Raw genomic sequence first — 13,384 nt, 5'->3', positions numbered from 1 at the left:
GCCCTGCTTGAGCACGGCAATGATCTGGGTCTCGGTGAACTTCGACTTCTTCATGCAAACCTCCTGGCTGGGAAAAGATGCCAGAAAGTTCTACTTATTGGGTGTCTACCGACCGGGGAAGCTTACGAGTGCTTATGGCCTGTCGCTTTCATTGGCAGGGCTTGCGAGCGCGCTTCGCGAAGCGAACGCGATCATCAATCCTGGGCATTACGTCGAAGTCGTTGTTGAAAGGCTTGAGGACGGCAGCTTTAAGGCTTCCGTCCGAACAATCTTTGATCGTGCGAAGAATGTCTTCTCCAAAGAGGCGCCGAAAGCAATTCTCTACAGCATCATCGCCGCATACATCTATGAAGCAACACTTGGGCAGGATGAGCCGCCTACAGTAATTGTGAATGATGACTCTGTAATCATTGAGAGCGGCAACGACCGGATCATCGTTCCAAGAAACGTCTACGAGGCGAAGAAACAAGTCGAGCGTTCGCCCCAGTTCAAGAGCGCCGTTGGGCAAGTGTTCAATGGGGCATCTACTGACGCCTCTGTTTCTGGCTTGAAGCTAGTGGGCGCAAGTGCGCCTAATCTCCCGATCGTGCCGCGATCTCGGTTCGCGCTCCTCATGGATCGCGTACCGCAAGATGAGCTAAACGTGGTGTTCGAGGTCGCTTACCTAGAGATTTCGCGCGCAATCATGGCAAGAGGTCGTCGCAAGTGGGAGTTCTACTGGCACGGCATGAAGATCGCTGCGCCTGTTCTCGATCACTACTTCTACGATCGCTTCTTTCAACACGACATTCGCATTGCGCCCGGCGATGTTCTGAAGGCTGTGCTAAAGATCTACCGCAAAGTAGATCCAGACACGAGGATTGTGATGAATACTCGGTATGAAGTCGTTGAGGTCATTGAGCACATTCCCCGCTACTCGCAGATGTCGTTCTAACTACTAGCTCAAGCGGACCAATCAATCGCTTCGCGATTGATGTGGCCGCTTAGCTCAGGCGTTATACGTCACGATGAAGCTGCGCTGGTACGCCGACAACTCTGAGATGGTGGGCTGGCGAAGCGCACCAATCCAAGATGTTTTTATCTTCGGCGGGGTCATCGTTCCGCAAGATCAGGAAGCGTCCATTCGCACACAAATCGAGGACATAAAGTCAAGGTATGGCCCTAGGCGCGCACCAATTAAGTGGAACTTCAAAGACCTCAAAGACCTGTACAAGCGCCAGGGCGCTGAAGAACTGCACAGGAAACTACTCGACTCATCTAAGGAGTGGCGGATAGAGCTTCTTCGCTTGGTCGTTGCGGCCAAAGTGACGATCGTTCTCGCCGCCATTGAGGCATACAGCCTAGAGCGCAAGATCATCAAGCTACGAAAGCAAAGTATTGCACAGTACGCCTTCTCCAACGCACTGCAACGCGTGGCCTTGCATTCAAAGCAATCTGGCGCCAGCGCATGCGAGGTCATTCTTGACTGGCCAGACAAGGGTGATCCCCAACCCTTCTGCCGTGAGTACGCTTCGGCCTTTAAAGACGGAAAGACCATTGAGGGCCACCCCTACCACTCTGGCCCGCTATCTGGCCTTGGCTTTTCTGACACCCCTATGTTCCAAAACATCGAGAACTCGTCTTTACTTCAGCTCGCAGATCTTACAGTTGGCGCCGTTCGTGAGTACATTGAGTACTCGCTCGGAAAGCGCAGTGATGGCCTAGGCGTTGACCTTACGAGGGAAATGAAATCCCTCTTCTATGGTGCGCCGAAGAACATCTGTGGCTGGGGCCTAGTTGTCGCTGGGGCTAGCGACTTCAGGCACAAGATCAAAAGCCGGGTTGATGCTGAGTTGCTGTGACGTATAGCTATTCATTCAAGCCGAACCCGCTTCGCGGCTCGGCTTAATTCAGGTGTTATGCGTCATTGGAGACCTTCGGATGGCCAGTGAGAAGTCCCGGCAAGTTCTCGACCGTATAGCAGCCTCAGCCAATGAGGATCAAAAGCAAGCCTTGGTGCAATGGTCCGACGAACTTCTGACCATAAAGCAGTCCAACGCTTCTTTGGCCAAGAAGGTTGCGGCGTCCATCTCCGCCACCGCGAAATTCTCGACACTAAAGCCACTATTTGCCCTGATAGGCAAAGAGCTCACGCCGCGCGAGCTATCCACACTGTCAGAAGATTTGCTGAGTATCTATAACTCAAACTCGCCTCGCATTGCTAAGCTTAAGCAAGGCGTAGCTATGACCGGAAAAGCCTTAAAGGAGCTGGGTTGGGACAACCGGGGCCTCCCTGGTCGACTTGGTATTTCAACCGCAATTGCCACAGTAGTGATTTTCGGTGGCCAAGGAGCCGGCATTGCCGCGCTGGGCACCGCTATCGGCGTTCCGCTCTGGGTTGTGTTTGGTGCAGGCGCTGCTTTCCTCGGCGAAATCTATGAGAGGTTTAGCGGCAAGAAGCGCCAGGGGACCACCTACACAATAGAAGCCAAGCGCAAACGAGATGACGCATAACAATTCCGTAAGGAAACCCCTGTCAACTTCACGCACGCCGCGCTCTTGCCTCTAGCTCTCGGGCGATAGCTACACCTCTTCTTTCGTGCTGCGTGTTGCGTGTCGGCTTGAGCAGGCCCAACGGTTGCCAGACCGCATTTCCGTAAACGGTCTTGTTGGACGCCAGTTGCTCGTCCGGATCAGGGTAAAAACCGCACCCGGAGGCCTCATTCATTCATCGGCTTTGCCGATGCCGCGGGGATCAGCCGCCGCACCTGATGGCGCCGAACAGTTAGCTAGGCTCTCTCCAGGTCGGTCTGACCCGTTGTTACCTTGCTCGCGCTGACGGTGAATCAGTCTCTTAGGTCGCGGCCCCGCACCGGCCGCTGCACCATCGGATGCCTGAGCCAGGCCTCGGAGTCATAGTTCTCGCCACGTGCCAGCTGAACCGCCCCGGCTTCTCCGGAGGCCGTTTCGTTTGAGTCACGCCGCCGTGTCGTGACCCGTGTTGCCGGCATCGCCCGCCCCTACACCCCCGCCGCCCGCCGCCACAGCCCCCGCACCACCGGCGGCAGCCGGCCGGCCAGGCCCAGCAGGTGGCCGCGCAGGAAGGTGGGCAGCATGGCGTCGTTGCTGAAGACGCGGTTGATGGTCTCGAAGCCGAGGGCGGAAACGGTGACGTCGCTGCGGCGCTCGCGCTCCCAGCGCGCCAGGCGGTGCGGCGTGTCGAAGGCCACGCCGCGTTCCCCGGCCTCACGCCACAGCCGGCGCAGCGCAGCCACGTCACGCAGGCCCAGGTTCACGCCCTGCCCGGCCAGCGGATGCACCACGTGGGCGGCATCGCCCGCCAGCAGCACGCGGCCGTGCACATAGGCCTTGGCCAACTGCCGGCGTAGCGGGAAGGCGGCGCGGACCGAAACCGAGGTGATCTCGCCCAGGCGGGCGTCGAAGCCGCGGGCGAGTTCCTGGCGGAACCGCGCCTCGTCCACCGCCAGCAGGCGCTCCGCCTCTTCAGTGGGCAGGCTCCAGACGATGGAGCAGCGGCCATCGCCGAAGGGCAGGAAGGCCAGCGGCCCGGTAGGCAGGAAACGCTGCCAGGCGGTGTCCTCGTGCGGCTTCTCGGTGCCGACGAAGGCCACCAGGCCGCGCTGCCGGTAATCGTGCGCATCGGTCTCGACGGCGCACAGCGAACGCACGCGCGACGCGCCGCCATCGCTGCCCAGCAGCAGGCGGGCGCGCAGTTCGCGGCCGTCGTCCAGGCGGGCGCGCACGCCACTGTCGTCCTGTTCGATGCCCTGCAGCCGCGCCGGACAGTGCAGCTCGACATTGGCCTCGGCCTGGCAGGCGGCCCATAGGCGGTCCACCAGCAGGCGGTTCTCGATGATGCGGCCCAAGCAGGGCTGGCCGAGCCGGTCGGCATCGAAGACCAGCTCGCCACCGCCGGCCGCGTCCCACACCCGCATGCGCCGGTAGGCGTGCGCGCGGGCGGCGCGGATGGAAGCGCCCACGCCCAGATCCTCGAACATCGCCAGCGCGTCGGCAGCGATGGCGAAGACGCGAAGATCCGCTTCGCCTTCGCGCCAGGCCTGCGGCGGATGCGCCTCCACCAGCGCCACACGCAGGCCATCGCGGGCCGCGGCCAGGGCGGCGGTGGCGCCGACCACGCCGGCGCCGATGACGACCAGGTCCAGGCCGCCGCGCCTGTTCATGCGCCACTCCTCGCCAGGCTCGGCGTCTCGCCACGAAAGCCCATGGCGCCGCTGACCAGCGGCTCGGCCAGGCCGGGCACGTGCCCCAGGGCCAATAGGCCCAGGGAACGCAACACCTGCATGCCGAAGCCGGGCGTGGCGGTGGCGGTGGCCAGTCCGTGGCTGAAAGCCAGGGTGCGCTCGCGGTCCTCGCGCCGGCGTTCCTCGTAAGCCACCAGCAGGGCCGGCGCGCCGGGGTCGCCGCCCCCGGACAGCAGGTCGGCCAGGGTGAGCGCGTCGCGCAGGCCCAGATTGAAGCCCTGGGCGCCGATGGGGTGGATGGTCTGGGCGGCATTGCCCATCAGCACCGCCCGCGGCGCCGTCAGGCGCTCGGCCCACACCGCCACCAGCGGATAGGCGCTGCGCTTGCCGACCCGGCGCACGCGGCCGGCGCGCCAGCCGAAGCGCTGCTGCCAGTACTCGCCGTAGGCGGCGTCGTCCAGGGCCAGCACCTGCCCGGCCCGCTCGCGGGCGACGCCGCAGATGCTGCCGTAATGGCCGCCGGCCATGGGCAGCAGGGCCACCGGGCCTTCCTCGGTGAAGCGTTCGTAGGCGGTGCCGTCGGGCGCGCGGTCGGTGGCCAGGCTGCAGACCACCAGGCTCTGGCCGTAGTCGTGTTCGCGGCTACCGATGCCCAGGGCCGTGCGCGCCAGCGAGCGGGTACCGTCGGCGGCCACCAGCAGGCGGCAGCGCAGTTCGCGCTCGCCTTCCGGGCCGCTGATGCGCACGCGCGGGCCAGCCGGATCCTGCAACACCTCGAGCACCCGCGCCGGACGGTGCCGCACCAGACCGGCCACGTCCGCCAGCCGCGCTTCCAGGGCCTGGCCCAGCTCGCGCGCCAGCACCACGCCGCCGAAGGCCTCGACGCCGCGCTCGGCGGCCTCCAGGCGCACGGTGCCGAAATCGCCGGCACGGCTGACATGGATGCGACGGATCGGCGCCGGCGGCGTCGCCAGCCGCGGCAGCACACCCAACACCGTCAGGGCATCGAGGCTGGCCCGGGCCAGGGCCAGCTTGCGCTCGTCGAAGCCGGGCGCGCCCTCGGCCGGCAGGCTGGCTTCCACCTGCCCCAGCCGCCAGCCGCGGCCATCGAGGGCGCAAGCCAGGGCGCTGCCGACCAGGCCGCCACCAAGGATGAGGATGTCGTGATCGCAGGCGACCGCTCGCATGGCGGGCATGATACGCCCGCCGGCCGGTCGCATCCGATAGAATGCCGGCCGGACCTTCGGAACCTGAACCGACACGCCATGATCCAGAGCCTCCGTTCGCGCCTCGCCCTTTTCGCCCTGCTCGCCGCCGTGCTGGCGGCGACCCGGCTGAACCACTTCGGCGCGGTGCCGGATGCTTCCTGGGCGGTGTTCCTGCTGTCGGGCTTCTACTTGCGCCGCGACCTGCGCTGGGCCTTCCCGCTGCTGATGGCGCTGTCGGTGCTGGTGGATTTCCTGGTGATCCGTGCCAGCGGTCTCGATTTCTGGAGCCATTACTGCGTGTCGCCGGGCTACTGGTTCCTGGTGCCCGCCTACCTGTCGCTGTGGCTGGCCGGTGCCTGGCTGGCGCGCGGCTACACCGGCCTGCGTCCGCGCGAGCTGGCCCGGGCGGCCCTGGCCCTGGTCGCCGGCGTCACCGCCTGCCACCTGCTCGCCCAGGGCGGCTTCTACTGGCTGAGCCCGGTGGTGGCCGAGCCGACCCTGGCGGGCTGGTGGAAGAACTTCAGCGACTGGTTCCTGCCTTACCTGGGCAGCACCGGCCTGTACGTCGGCCTGGCGGCCGTGCTGCACGTCACGGCCTCGCTGGCGCACGGCCTGTGGCTGGGCGCGGCGCGGGCGCCGCGCTGAGCGCACGATCCCGGATCCGCGCCCGCCATGGGCAACCGGCTCTCGAAGATCTACACCCGCACCGGCGACGACGGCAGCACCGGCCTGGGCGACGGCACCCGGGTGTCCAAGGACTCGGCCCGGGTCAGCGCCTACGGCACGGTGGACGAGGCCAATTCCGCCATCGGCATCGTGCTGGCGCAGGAACTGCCCGACGACGTCCGCGAGGTGCTGGTGTCGGTGCAGCACCAGCTGTTCGACCTGGGCGGCGAGCTCTGCATTCCCGGCCACGCTGCCATCCAGGCCGCCGACATCGAGCGGCTGGAAAGCATCCTCGACCGTTTCAATGCCGACCTGCCCCCGCTGAAGGATTTCATCCTGCCCGGCGGCGGCCCGGCCGCAGCGCACTGCCACTTGGCCCGCACCATCTGCCGTCGGGCCGAACGCGAGGTGGTGACCCTCTCCCGCCACGACGCGGTGCGGCCCGAGGCGATCCGCTACCTCAATCGTCTGTCCGACCTGCTGTTCGTGCTGTGCCGGGTGCTGGCCCGGGCCGGCGGCCATGGCGAAGTGATCTGGAATCACGAACGCCGCAAGGCCTGACGTGCTGGCCTACACGCATCCGGCCTGCATGGCCCACGACCCCGGCCCCGGCCACCCGGAGAGCCCGGCCCGGCTGGAAGCGGTGCTGCAGGCGGTCAGGGCCGCCTTCCCGAACGCGCGGTGGCGCGACGCGCCCGCCGCCAGCCGCGAACAGCTGCTGCGCGTGCATACCCGCGACCTGGTCGCCTGCATCCTCGACACGCCGGTCGAAGCCCCGTATCGCCTGGACGAAGACACCGTGCTGTCGCCCGGCTCTGCCCTGGCCGCCCTGCACGCCGCCGGCGCGGCGGTGGCGGCGGTGGATGCGGTGATCGCCGGCGGGGACCGCCTGGCCTTCTGCGCCGTGCGCCCGCCCGGGCACCATGCCGAAGCCGGCCGGGCCATGGGCTTTTGCCTGTTCAACTCGGCGGCGGTGGCGGCGGCGCACGCGGTCGCGGCGCATGGCCTGCGCCGGGTCTCCATCGTCGATTTCGACGTGCATCACGGCAACGGCAGCCAGGCCATCTTCCAGGACGAGCCACGGGTGCAGTACCTGAGCTCGCACCAGTGGCCGCTCTTTCCCGGCACCGGTCTGGCCGACGAGCGCGGCACCGGCAACCTGCGCAACGCACCCTTGCCCCCCGGGGCCGGCAGCGACGCCTTTCGCGAGGCCTGGCGGGAAACCCTGCTGCCCGAGCTGGAGCGATTCGCTCCGGAACTGCTGCTGGTGTCGGCCGGCTTCGACGGTCATCGCCTCGATCCCCTGGCCGACCTGATGCTGGAGGCCGACGACTACCGGTGGCTGGCCGGCGAACTGGCCGGCGCGGCCGCCCGCCACGGCGGCGGCCGGGTCGTCTCGCTGCTGGAGGGCGGTTACAGCCTGGCCGCCCTGCGCAGCTGCGTGGTCGCGCACCTGCGCGGGCTGGGCGCCTGAGGCTTCATTCCGCCGGCAGGAAGTCCAGGGCCGCGGAATTGATGCAATAGCGCAGCCCGGTCGGCGGCGGCCCGTCCGGGAACACGTGGCCCAGGTGGGAATCGCAGCGGGCGCAGCGGACCTCGATCCGGTGCATACCATGGCTGGTATCCAGATGTTCGCTCAGCGCCGCCCGGTCCAGTGGTCGGCTATAGCTGGGCCAGCCGCTGCCGGAGTCGTACTTGTCGGCCGAGCCGAACAGGGGTGCCCGGCAGGCGACGCAGACGTAGGTGCCCGGAGCCTTGTGGTCCCAGTACTTGCCGGTGAAGGCGCGTTCGGTGGCCGAACAGCGGCAGACCGCGTACTGCTCCGGGCTGAGCTCGGCCCGCCACTGCGCATCGCTCTTTTCGACCCTGCCGGCCATGGCCGCCTCCTCGTGTTGCCCCGCCCCCGGGGCTCGGGGCAAGCTTACGCGTCCTTTTCCCGGATGTTCCCGTGCGCCGTCCCGTCCTCCGCCTGCTTCCATTCTGCCTGGCCATGGCCTGCGCCGCCCGCGCACAGGACGCCCCCGGGAGCGAAGACCCGCTCTGGCAGCGCTGCCCCCTGCCCGGGACGCTGCCGGAATACAGGCCGCGGACGGAAGGCGCGGCACCGGCGCGCGAGGGCGCGCCCACCGACGTTACCGCCCGCGAGCTGGACCTCAGCCGCGACGAGGTCACCGTGCTCACCGGCGAGGTCGAACTCAGCCGCGGCGACCAGTGGCTGGGCACCGACCGGCTGACCTGGGAACACGAAGGCAACCGCTTCCACACCGACGGCCCGGTTCGCTACCAGGATCGGCGCATGCGCTTCGCCGCCGGCCGCGCCAGCGGCGACAGCGACCAGGATCGGATCGAGCTGGAAAACGTGCAGTACCAGTTCAACGACGGCCCGGGCAACGGCCGGGCCGACAGCGTCGTGATGCTGGGCGAGCGCGGCAGCATGGCCGGCGCCACCTATTCCACCTGCCCGCCTGGCCAGCGCCAGTGGGAGTTCTCCGCCGACGACATCGAGGTGGACGGCGAGGAGGGCATGGGTACTGCCCGCAACGCCACCCTGCGCATCGGCAAGGTGCCGGTGCTGTGGACGCCCTGGATCCGCTTTCCCACCGACGACCGCCGGCGCACCGGCCTGCTCTGGCCGAAGATCGGCTACGACGACCGCAACGGCTTCGACTACGAGCAGCCGATCTACCTGAACCTGGCGCCCAACTACGACGTCACCCTGAGCCCGCGCTGGCTGTCCAGGCGCGGCCTGATGCTGGGCGGCGAGTTCCGCTACCTGACCGAACGCAGCCGCGGCGAGATCGCCGGCGACTGGCTGCCCGACGATGATCTGAGTGGCCGCGACCGCGGGCTGGCCTCCTGGCGGCACTCGACCCGATTCTCCCGCCATTGGCAGTTCGGGTCGCTGTTGCAGCACGTCTCCGACCGCAGCTATTTCGACGACTTCGGCGAATCGCTGGCGGGCAGCACCATCACCCTGCTGCACAGCCACGCCACCCTGCAGGGCCGCGGCCAGGGCTGGGACCTCCGCTTGGGGATGCGGGACTGGCAGGCGGCCAGCCTGGCGGTCAGCGAGTTCAGCGAGCCCTACCGCGAGCTGCCGTCGCTGCAGGCGCGCTGGAACCGCTGGCTGGCGCCCTGGGCGGAGCTGGACGTGCGCGCGGAGGCGGTCAGGTTCAGTCACGAGCTGCGCGACGGCGGCGACCGCCTGGACCTGCAGCCCAGCCTGCGCCTGCCCTTCGGCGGCGCGGCCTGGTTCCTGACCCCGCAGCTGTCCTGGCGTTACACCACCTGGTCGCTGGACGAGGGCCTGGCCCTGCCGGATGGCGACACCCGCCCCAGCCGCAGCCTGCCGATCTGGAGCCTGGACGCGGGCGCCTACTTCGACCGCGAGCTGACCTGGCTGGGCCGGGACCTGCTGCACACCCTGGAGCCGCGGCTGTTTTACCTCAAGGCGCCCTATCGCGAGCAGGACGACCTGCCCCTGTTCGACACCCGGCCGCTGACCTTCGGCTGGCCCGGCCTGTTCCGCTCCAACCGCTTCAGCGGCGGCGACCGCCAGGCCGACGCCGACCAGGTGACGCTGGCGCTGAGCACGCGCCTGTTCGACGCCGACGACGGCCGCGAACTGCTGAGCGCCGGCGTCGGCCGCGTGCACTACTTCGAAACGCCACGGGTAACGATTCCCGGCGCGCCCCTGCTCAGCGACGAGGGTTCGGCCTGGGTGGCCGAGGCCAGCATCGCCCTGGCCCGCCAGTGGCGCCTGAGCCTGGCGCACCAATGGGAGCCGGAAGACGAGCGCACCTCGCTGAGCGCAGTGCGCAGCCAGTGGCGCTTCGGCGAGGGCGGCCTGGTCAACCTGGCCTATCGCTACCGGGCCGACCTGCTGGAGCAGGGCGACCTGTCTTTCGTCCTGCCCGTGCACCGCGACTGGCGCCTGGTCGGCCGCTGGAACTATTCCCTGCGCGACCGCCAGACCCTCGAAGCCCTGGGCGGCCTGGAGTGGAAGAGCTGCTGCGTGGCGGTGCGCCTGCTGGCCAGGCGCTACGTTCGCGAATCCGGCGATTACGGTTCGGGGATCTACCTCGAATTCGAGCTGAACGGCGTCGGCAGCTTCGGCCGCGACACGGTCCGGCTGCTGGATGATGCTATTCTTGACTACTCCCGCTGACCCCGTGGGCGCCGCATCCGGCGCCGGAGGCCGACCCCGCATGAAGCACCGGATATCCCTCGCCCTGGCCACCCTGCTGGCCGTGTTCGCGGCCCTGTCGCCGGCCCTGGCCCAGGACACCCAACCGGTGGACAGCATCGTCGCGGTCGTGGACGAGGACGTGATCCTGCGCAGCGAGCTCGACCGCGCCGTCGCCAACATCCGCGCCCAGTACGCCGACCAGCCCGGCGCCCTGCCGCCCGAGGACGTGCTCGAGCGCCAGGTGCTCGATCGCCTGGTGCTGATGCGCCTGCAGGTGGCGCGGGCTCGCGATTCCGGCATCCGCGTCGGCGACAGCGAGGTCGCCCAGGCGGTACAGGCGGTCGCGGCGCGCAACCGGATGACCCAGGAGCAACTGCGCCAGCGTCTCGAGGCCGACGGTATCGCCTTCGCCGAGTTCCGCGACACCCTGCGCGAGGAGATGCTGATCGAGCGGCTGCGCCAGCGTTTCCTGCAAAGCCGCGTGCAGGTCAGCGAGGCCGAGGTGGACCAGCTGCTGGAAACCCGCGAGATCGGCGGCCCCGAGGTGCGTATCGGCATCATCCTGGTGGCCCTGCCCGACGGCGCCACTCCCGAACAGGTCGCCACCGCCCAGGAAAAGGCCGCCGGCATCAAGGCGGTGATCGAGCGCGGCGAGCTGGACTTCCGCGCGGCGGCGATCCGTTATTCCGACGCCCCCAACGCCCTCGACGGCGGCGATCTGGGCTGGCGCGGCTACGACGAGATTCCGCCTGCCTTCGTCGGGCTGGTGCGGTCGCTCCAGCCGGGCCAGGTCAGCGACCCGATCCGCGGCTCCGGCGGTTTCCAGCTCATCCACGTGGCCGACGTCCGCGAAGGCGGCCGGCAGGTGGTCACCGAATACAACGCCCAGCACATCCTCGTCCGGGTCACGCCCACCCTGCCCTTCGAAGCCGCCCGGCAGAAGGCCGAGGACCTGTATGCCCGCCTGCAGGCCGGCGAGGACTTCGCCACCCTGGCCCGCGAGCATTCCGACGACACCCTGAGCCGCTCCGCCGGCGGTGATCTCGGCTGGTTCGTCATCAATGCCTGGGGGCCGGCCGTCGGCAACGCCATCAGCCAGTTGGCCGATGGCCAGCTGTCGCGACCGTTCTCGAGCGACGTCGGCTGGCACATCGTCAAGCGCCTGGGCAGTCGTGAGCAGGACGTGACCGAGCAGAACCGGCGCAACCAGGCCCGCGAGATCATCTCCCGGCGCAAGGCCGAGGAGGAATACGAGCGCTTCCTGCGCCAGCTGCGCTCCGAGGCCTACGTCGAGAGCCGTCTGGCCGGCTGAGCGATGCGCCCGCGCCTGGCCCTGGTTCCGGGCGAGCCGGCGGGCGTGGGGCCCGAGCTCTGCGTCCGGCTGGCGCAGCAAGCGCAGCCGGCCGAGCTGGTCGCGTACGCCGATCCCGATACCCTGCGGGCCGCCGCCCGCGCCCTGCGGCTTCCGCTCGAACTCTGCGAACCCGGCCAGGCCGCCGGCCCCGGCCGGCTGGCCCTGGTGCCGGTGCCGCAGGCCGCGCCCGTCCGCTTCGGCGAGCCGGACCCGGCCAATGCCCGCGCCGTCATCACCGCGCTGGAACGCGCCGGCGCCGCCTGTCTGGCCGGCGAATACCAGGGCCTGGTCACCGGCCCGGTGCACAAGGCCAGCATCAACGCCGGCGGCATCCCCTACACCGGCACCACCGAGCTGCTGGCCGGCCAGGCCGGCACCCCGGTAGTGATGATGCTGGCCCGCCCCGGCCTTCGGGTCGCCCTGGCCACGACCCATTTGCCGCTGCGCGCCGTCGCCGATGCCATCACCCGCGAATCGCTGGAGCAAACGCTGCGGATACTGCATGCGGCGCTGGTGCGGGATTTCGGGCTCGGGCAGCCCCGCATCGCCGTGCTCGGACTGAATCCGCACGCTGGCGAGGATGGCCACCTGGGCCGCGAGGAGATCGAGGTCATCGCGCCGGTGCTGACGGCGTTGCGCGCCGAAGGCATGTCGCTGGAGGGCCCCCTGCCGGCCGACACCGCCTTCCTGCCGGCCCGGCTGGAACATTGCGATGCCGTGTTGGCCATGTATCACGACCAAGGCCTGCCGGTGCTCAAGCACGGCGGCTTCGAGCATGCCGTGAACATCAGCCTGGGCCTGCCCTACCCGCGGGTGGCGGTGGACCACGGCACCGCCCTGACGCTTGCCGGCCGTGGCCTGGCCGACCCGTCCAGCATGCTGGCGGCGGTGGCGTTGTGCGCCCGGCTCGGAGCGCGGAAACTGGCGGCATGAGCGCCGCCCGCAGCAAACCGCCGCCGAAGAAGTCCCTGGGCCAGCATTTCCTGGTCGACCGCGCCTACATCGAGCGTGTCGTCGCCGCAGTGGATCCGAAGCCGGGCGACCGGCTGGTGGAGATCGGCCCGGGCCAGGGCGCCATCACCTACCCGCTGCTGCGCCGGCACGGCGAACTGACCGTGGTCGAATTCGACCGCGACCTGATTACGCCGCTGGTGGAAGGCGCCGAAGGCCTGGGACGGCTGACCGTAATCCACAAGGATGTGCTGCAGGTGGATTTCGGCAAACTGGCCGCCGATGACGGCCATGCCGTACCGCGCATCCGCTTGGTGGGTAACCTGCCGTACAACATCTCCTCGCCGATTCTGTTCCATGCCCTCGAGCATGCCGACGCGATCCGGGACATGACCTTCATGCTGCAGAAGGAAGTGGTGGAGCGCATGGCCGCCGCTCCCGGCGGCAAGGTCTACGGCCGCCTGAGCGTGATGTTGCAGGCCAGATGCGAGGTGACGCCGCTGTTCGCCGTGCCGCCGGGCGCGTTCCGGCCGCCGCCGAAGGTGGACTCGGCGGTGGTGCGGCTGGTCCCGCGCGATCCGGCGACGGTAGGCATCGCCAGTCCTCCGCTGTTCGCCGAGATCGTGCGCGAAGCCTTCGGCCAGCGCCGCAAAACCCTGCGCAACGCCCTGCAAGGACTGTGCGCCGGCGCAGACATCGAGGCGGCGGGCCTGGCCCCGGACCTGCGCGCCGAACGGCTGGCGCCGGCCGACTTCATCCGCCTGGCCAACCACCTTGCGGGGCGCGGCGCAGGCGCAAGCGGGTAAGATGGCCG

At 68.4% G+C, this 13,384-nt stretch carries 13 protein-coding genes; 10 read left to right on the top strand and 3 right to left on the bottom strand.

Annotation, left to right across the window (positions count from 1 at the left end; translation table 11 throughout):
• The 3 genes from F0415_RS12170 to F0415_RS12160 form a co-directional block, all read left to right on the top strand.
• Positions 1-934 (top strand): LAPAL motif-containing putative phage structural protein (locus F0415_RS12170; RefSeq protein ID WP_210244191.1); only part of this gene is annotated, 934 nt, incomplete at its 5' end.
• A gap of 73 nt (positions 935-1,007) precedes the next feature.
• Positions 1,008-1,841 (top strand): DUF3800 domain-containing protein, encoded by an 834-nt coding sequence (locus tag F0415_RS12165; protein WP_149861494.1) that lies wholly within the window; start codon positions 1,008-1,010, stop codon positions 1,839-1,841.
• Positions 1,842-1,920: 79 nt separating this feature from the next.
• Complete coding sequence (locus tag F0415_RS12160) at positions 1,921-2,493, top strand: hypothetical protein (protein WP_149861493.1); 573 nt, start codon at positions 1,921-1,923, stop codon at positions 2,491-2,493.
• Positions 2,494-2,999: 506 nt separating this feature from the next.
• On the opposite strand, the gene F0415_RS12155 is transcribed toward F0415_RS12160, so the two are convergent.
• Together F0415_RS12155 and ubiH are read right to left on the bottom strand one after the other, a co-directional pair.
• The gene (locus F0415_RS12155; RefSeq protein ID WP_149861492.1) at positions 3,000-4,181 is read right to left on the bottom strand and encodes an FAD-dependent oxidoreductase; all 1,182 of its coding nucleotides are present in this window, start codon (positions 4,179-4,181) and stop codon (positions 3,000-3,002) included.
• Positions 4,178-5,389 (bottom strand): 2-octaprenyl-6-methoxyphenyl hydroxylase, encoded by a 1,212-nt coding sequence (ubiH, locus tag F0415_RS12150; protein WP_149861491.1) that lies wholly within the window; start codon positions 5,387-5,389, stop codon positions 4,178-4,180. Before ubiH ends, F0415_RS12155 begins: the two co-directional genes overlap by 4 nt.
• A 78-nt stretch (positions 5,390-5,467) precedes the next feature.
• On the opposite strand from ubiH, the gene F0415_RS12145 reads away from it, so the two are divergent.
• The 3 genes from F0415_RS12145 to F0415_RS12135 are packed head-to-tail and all read left to right on the top strand — an operon-like array spanning position 5,468 to position 7,550.
• Positions 5,468-6,055, top strand: coding sequence for a hypothetical protein (locus tag F0415_RS12145; protein WP_149861490.1), 588 nt, complete (start codon positions 5,468-5,470; stop codon positions 6,053-6,055).
• Between the two features lie 27 nt (positions 6,056-6,082).
• Entirely contained in the window at positions 6,083-6,637 is a 555-nt protein-coding gene (locus tag F0415_RS12140; protein WP_149861489.1) for a cob(I)yrinic acid a,c-diamide adenosyltransferase, read from the top strand.
• Position 6,638: 1 nt separating this feature from the next.
• Entirely contained in the window at positions 6,639-7,550 is a 912-nt protein-coding gene (locus F0415_RS12135; RefSeq protein WP_149861488.1) for a histone deacetylase family protein, read from the top strand.
• A gap of 4 nt (positions 7,551-7,554) precedes the next feature.
• Here the strand turns inward: F0415_RS12135 and msrB are convergent, their stop codons facing one another.
• Positions 7,555-7,953 (bottom strand): peptide-methionine (R)-S-oxide reductase MsrB, encoded by a 399-nt coding sequence (gene msrB / locus F0415_RS12130; protein WP_149861487.1) that lies wholly within the window; start codon positions 7,951-7,953, stop codon positions 7,555-7,557.
• Positions 7,954-8,024: 71 nt separating this feature from the next.
• On the opposite strand from msrB, the gene lptD reads away from it, so the two are divergent.
• Genes lptD through rsmA form a run of 4 tightly spaced genes read left to right on the top strand, consistent with a single transcriptional unit; the run spans position 8,025 to position 13,376 of the window.
• Positions 8,025-10,244, top strand: coding sequence for an LPS assembly protein LptD (gene lptD, locus F0415_RS12125; protein WP_149861486.1), 2,220 nt, complete (start codon positions 8,025-8,027; stop codon positions 10,242-10,244).
• Between the two features lie 40 nt (positions 10,245-10,284).
• Positions 10,285-11,577, top strand: coding sequence for a peptidylprolyl isomerase (locus F0415_RS12120; RefSeq protein WP_149861485.1), 1,293 nt, complete (start codon positions 10,285-10,287; stop codon positions 11,575-11,577).
• Between the two features lie 3 nt (positions 11,578-11,580).
• A complete protein-coding gene (gene pdxA / locus F0415_RS12115) occupies positions 11,581-12,552 on the top strand; it encodes a 4-hydroxythreonine-4-phosphate dehydrogenase PdxA (protein WP_149861484.1) in 972 nt (323 codons plus the stop codon).
• Positions 12,549-13,376, top strand: a complete 828-nt coding sequence (gene rsmA, locus F0415_RS12110; RefSeq protein ID WP_149861483.1) for a 16S rRNA (adenine(1518)-N(6)/adenine(1519)-N(6))-dimethyltransferase RsmA — start codon at positions 12,549-12,551, stop codon at positions 13,374-13,376. The genes pdxA and rsmA overlap by 4 nt, the downstream gene beginning before the upstream one ends.
• The last annotated feature ends 8 nt before the right edge of the window (positions 13,377-13,384 follow it).

Origin of the sequence: Arenimonas fontis (assembly GCF_008386465.1) — a bacterium.
GTDB classification, from domain to species: domain Bacteria; phylum Pseudomonadota; class Gammaproteobacteria; order Xanthomonadales; family Xanthomonadaceae; genus Arenimonas; species Arenimonas fontis.
This window is presented reverse-complemented; position numbering and strand designations above follow the sequence as displayed.

What these genes read in the sequence shown, in the direction of transcription:
- msrB (WP_149861487.1), bottom strand. Translation starts at nt 7,953, where the DNA reads ATGGCCGGCAGGGTCGAAAAGAGCGATGCGCAGTGGCGGGCCGAGCTC.
- rsmA (WP_149861483.1), top strand. Translation starts at nt 12,549, where the DNA reads ATGAGCGCCGCCCGCAGCAAACCGCCGCCGAAGAAGTCCCTGGGCCAG.
- F0415_RS12165 (WP_149861494.1), top strand. Translation starts at nt 1,008, where the DNA reads ATGAAGCTGCGCTGGTACGCCGACAACTCTGAGATGGTGGGCTGGCGA.
- ubiH (WP_149861491.1), bottom strand. Translation starts at nt 5,389, where the DNA reads ATGCGAGCGGTCGCCTGCGATCACGACATCCTCATCCTTGGTGGCGGC.
- F0415_RS12145 (WP_149861490.1), top strand. Translation starts at nt 5,468, where the DNA reads ATGATCCAGAGCCTCCGTTCGCGCCTCGCCCTTTTCGCCCTGCTCGCC.
- F0415_RS12155 (WP_149861492.1), bottom strand. Translation starts at nt 4,181, where the DNA reads ATGAACAGGCGCGGCGGCCTGGACCTGGTCGTCATCGGCGCCGGCGTG.
- F0415_RS12160 (WP_149861493.1), top strand. Translation starts at nt 1,921, where the DNA reads ATGGCCAGTGAGAAGTCCCGGCAAGTTCTCGACCGTATAGCAGCCTCA.
- pdxA (WP_149861484.1), top strand. Translation starts at nt 11,581, where the DNA reads ATGCGCCCGCGCCTGGCCCTGGTTCCGGGCGAGCCGGCGGGCGTGGGG.
- F0415_RS12120 (WP_149861485.1), top strand. Translation starts at nt 10,285, where the DNA reads ATGAAGCACCGGATATCCCTCGCCCTGGCCACCCTGCTGGCCGTGTTC.
- F0415_RS12140 (WP_149861489.1), top strand. Translation starts at nt 6,083, where the DNA reads ATGGGCAACCGGCTCTCGAAGATCTACACCCGCACCGGCGACGACGGC.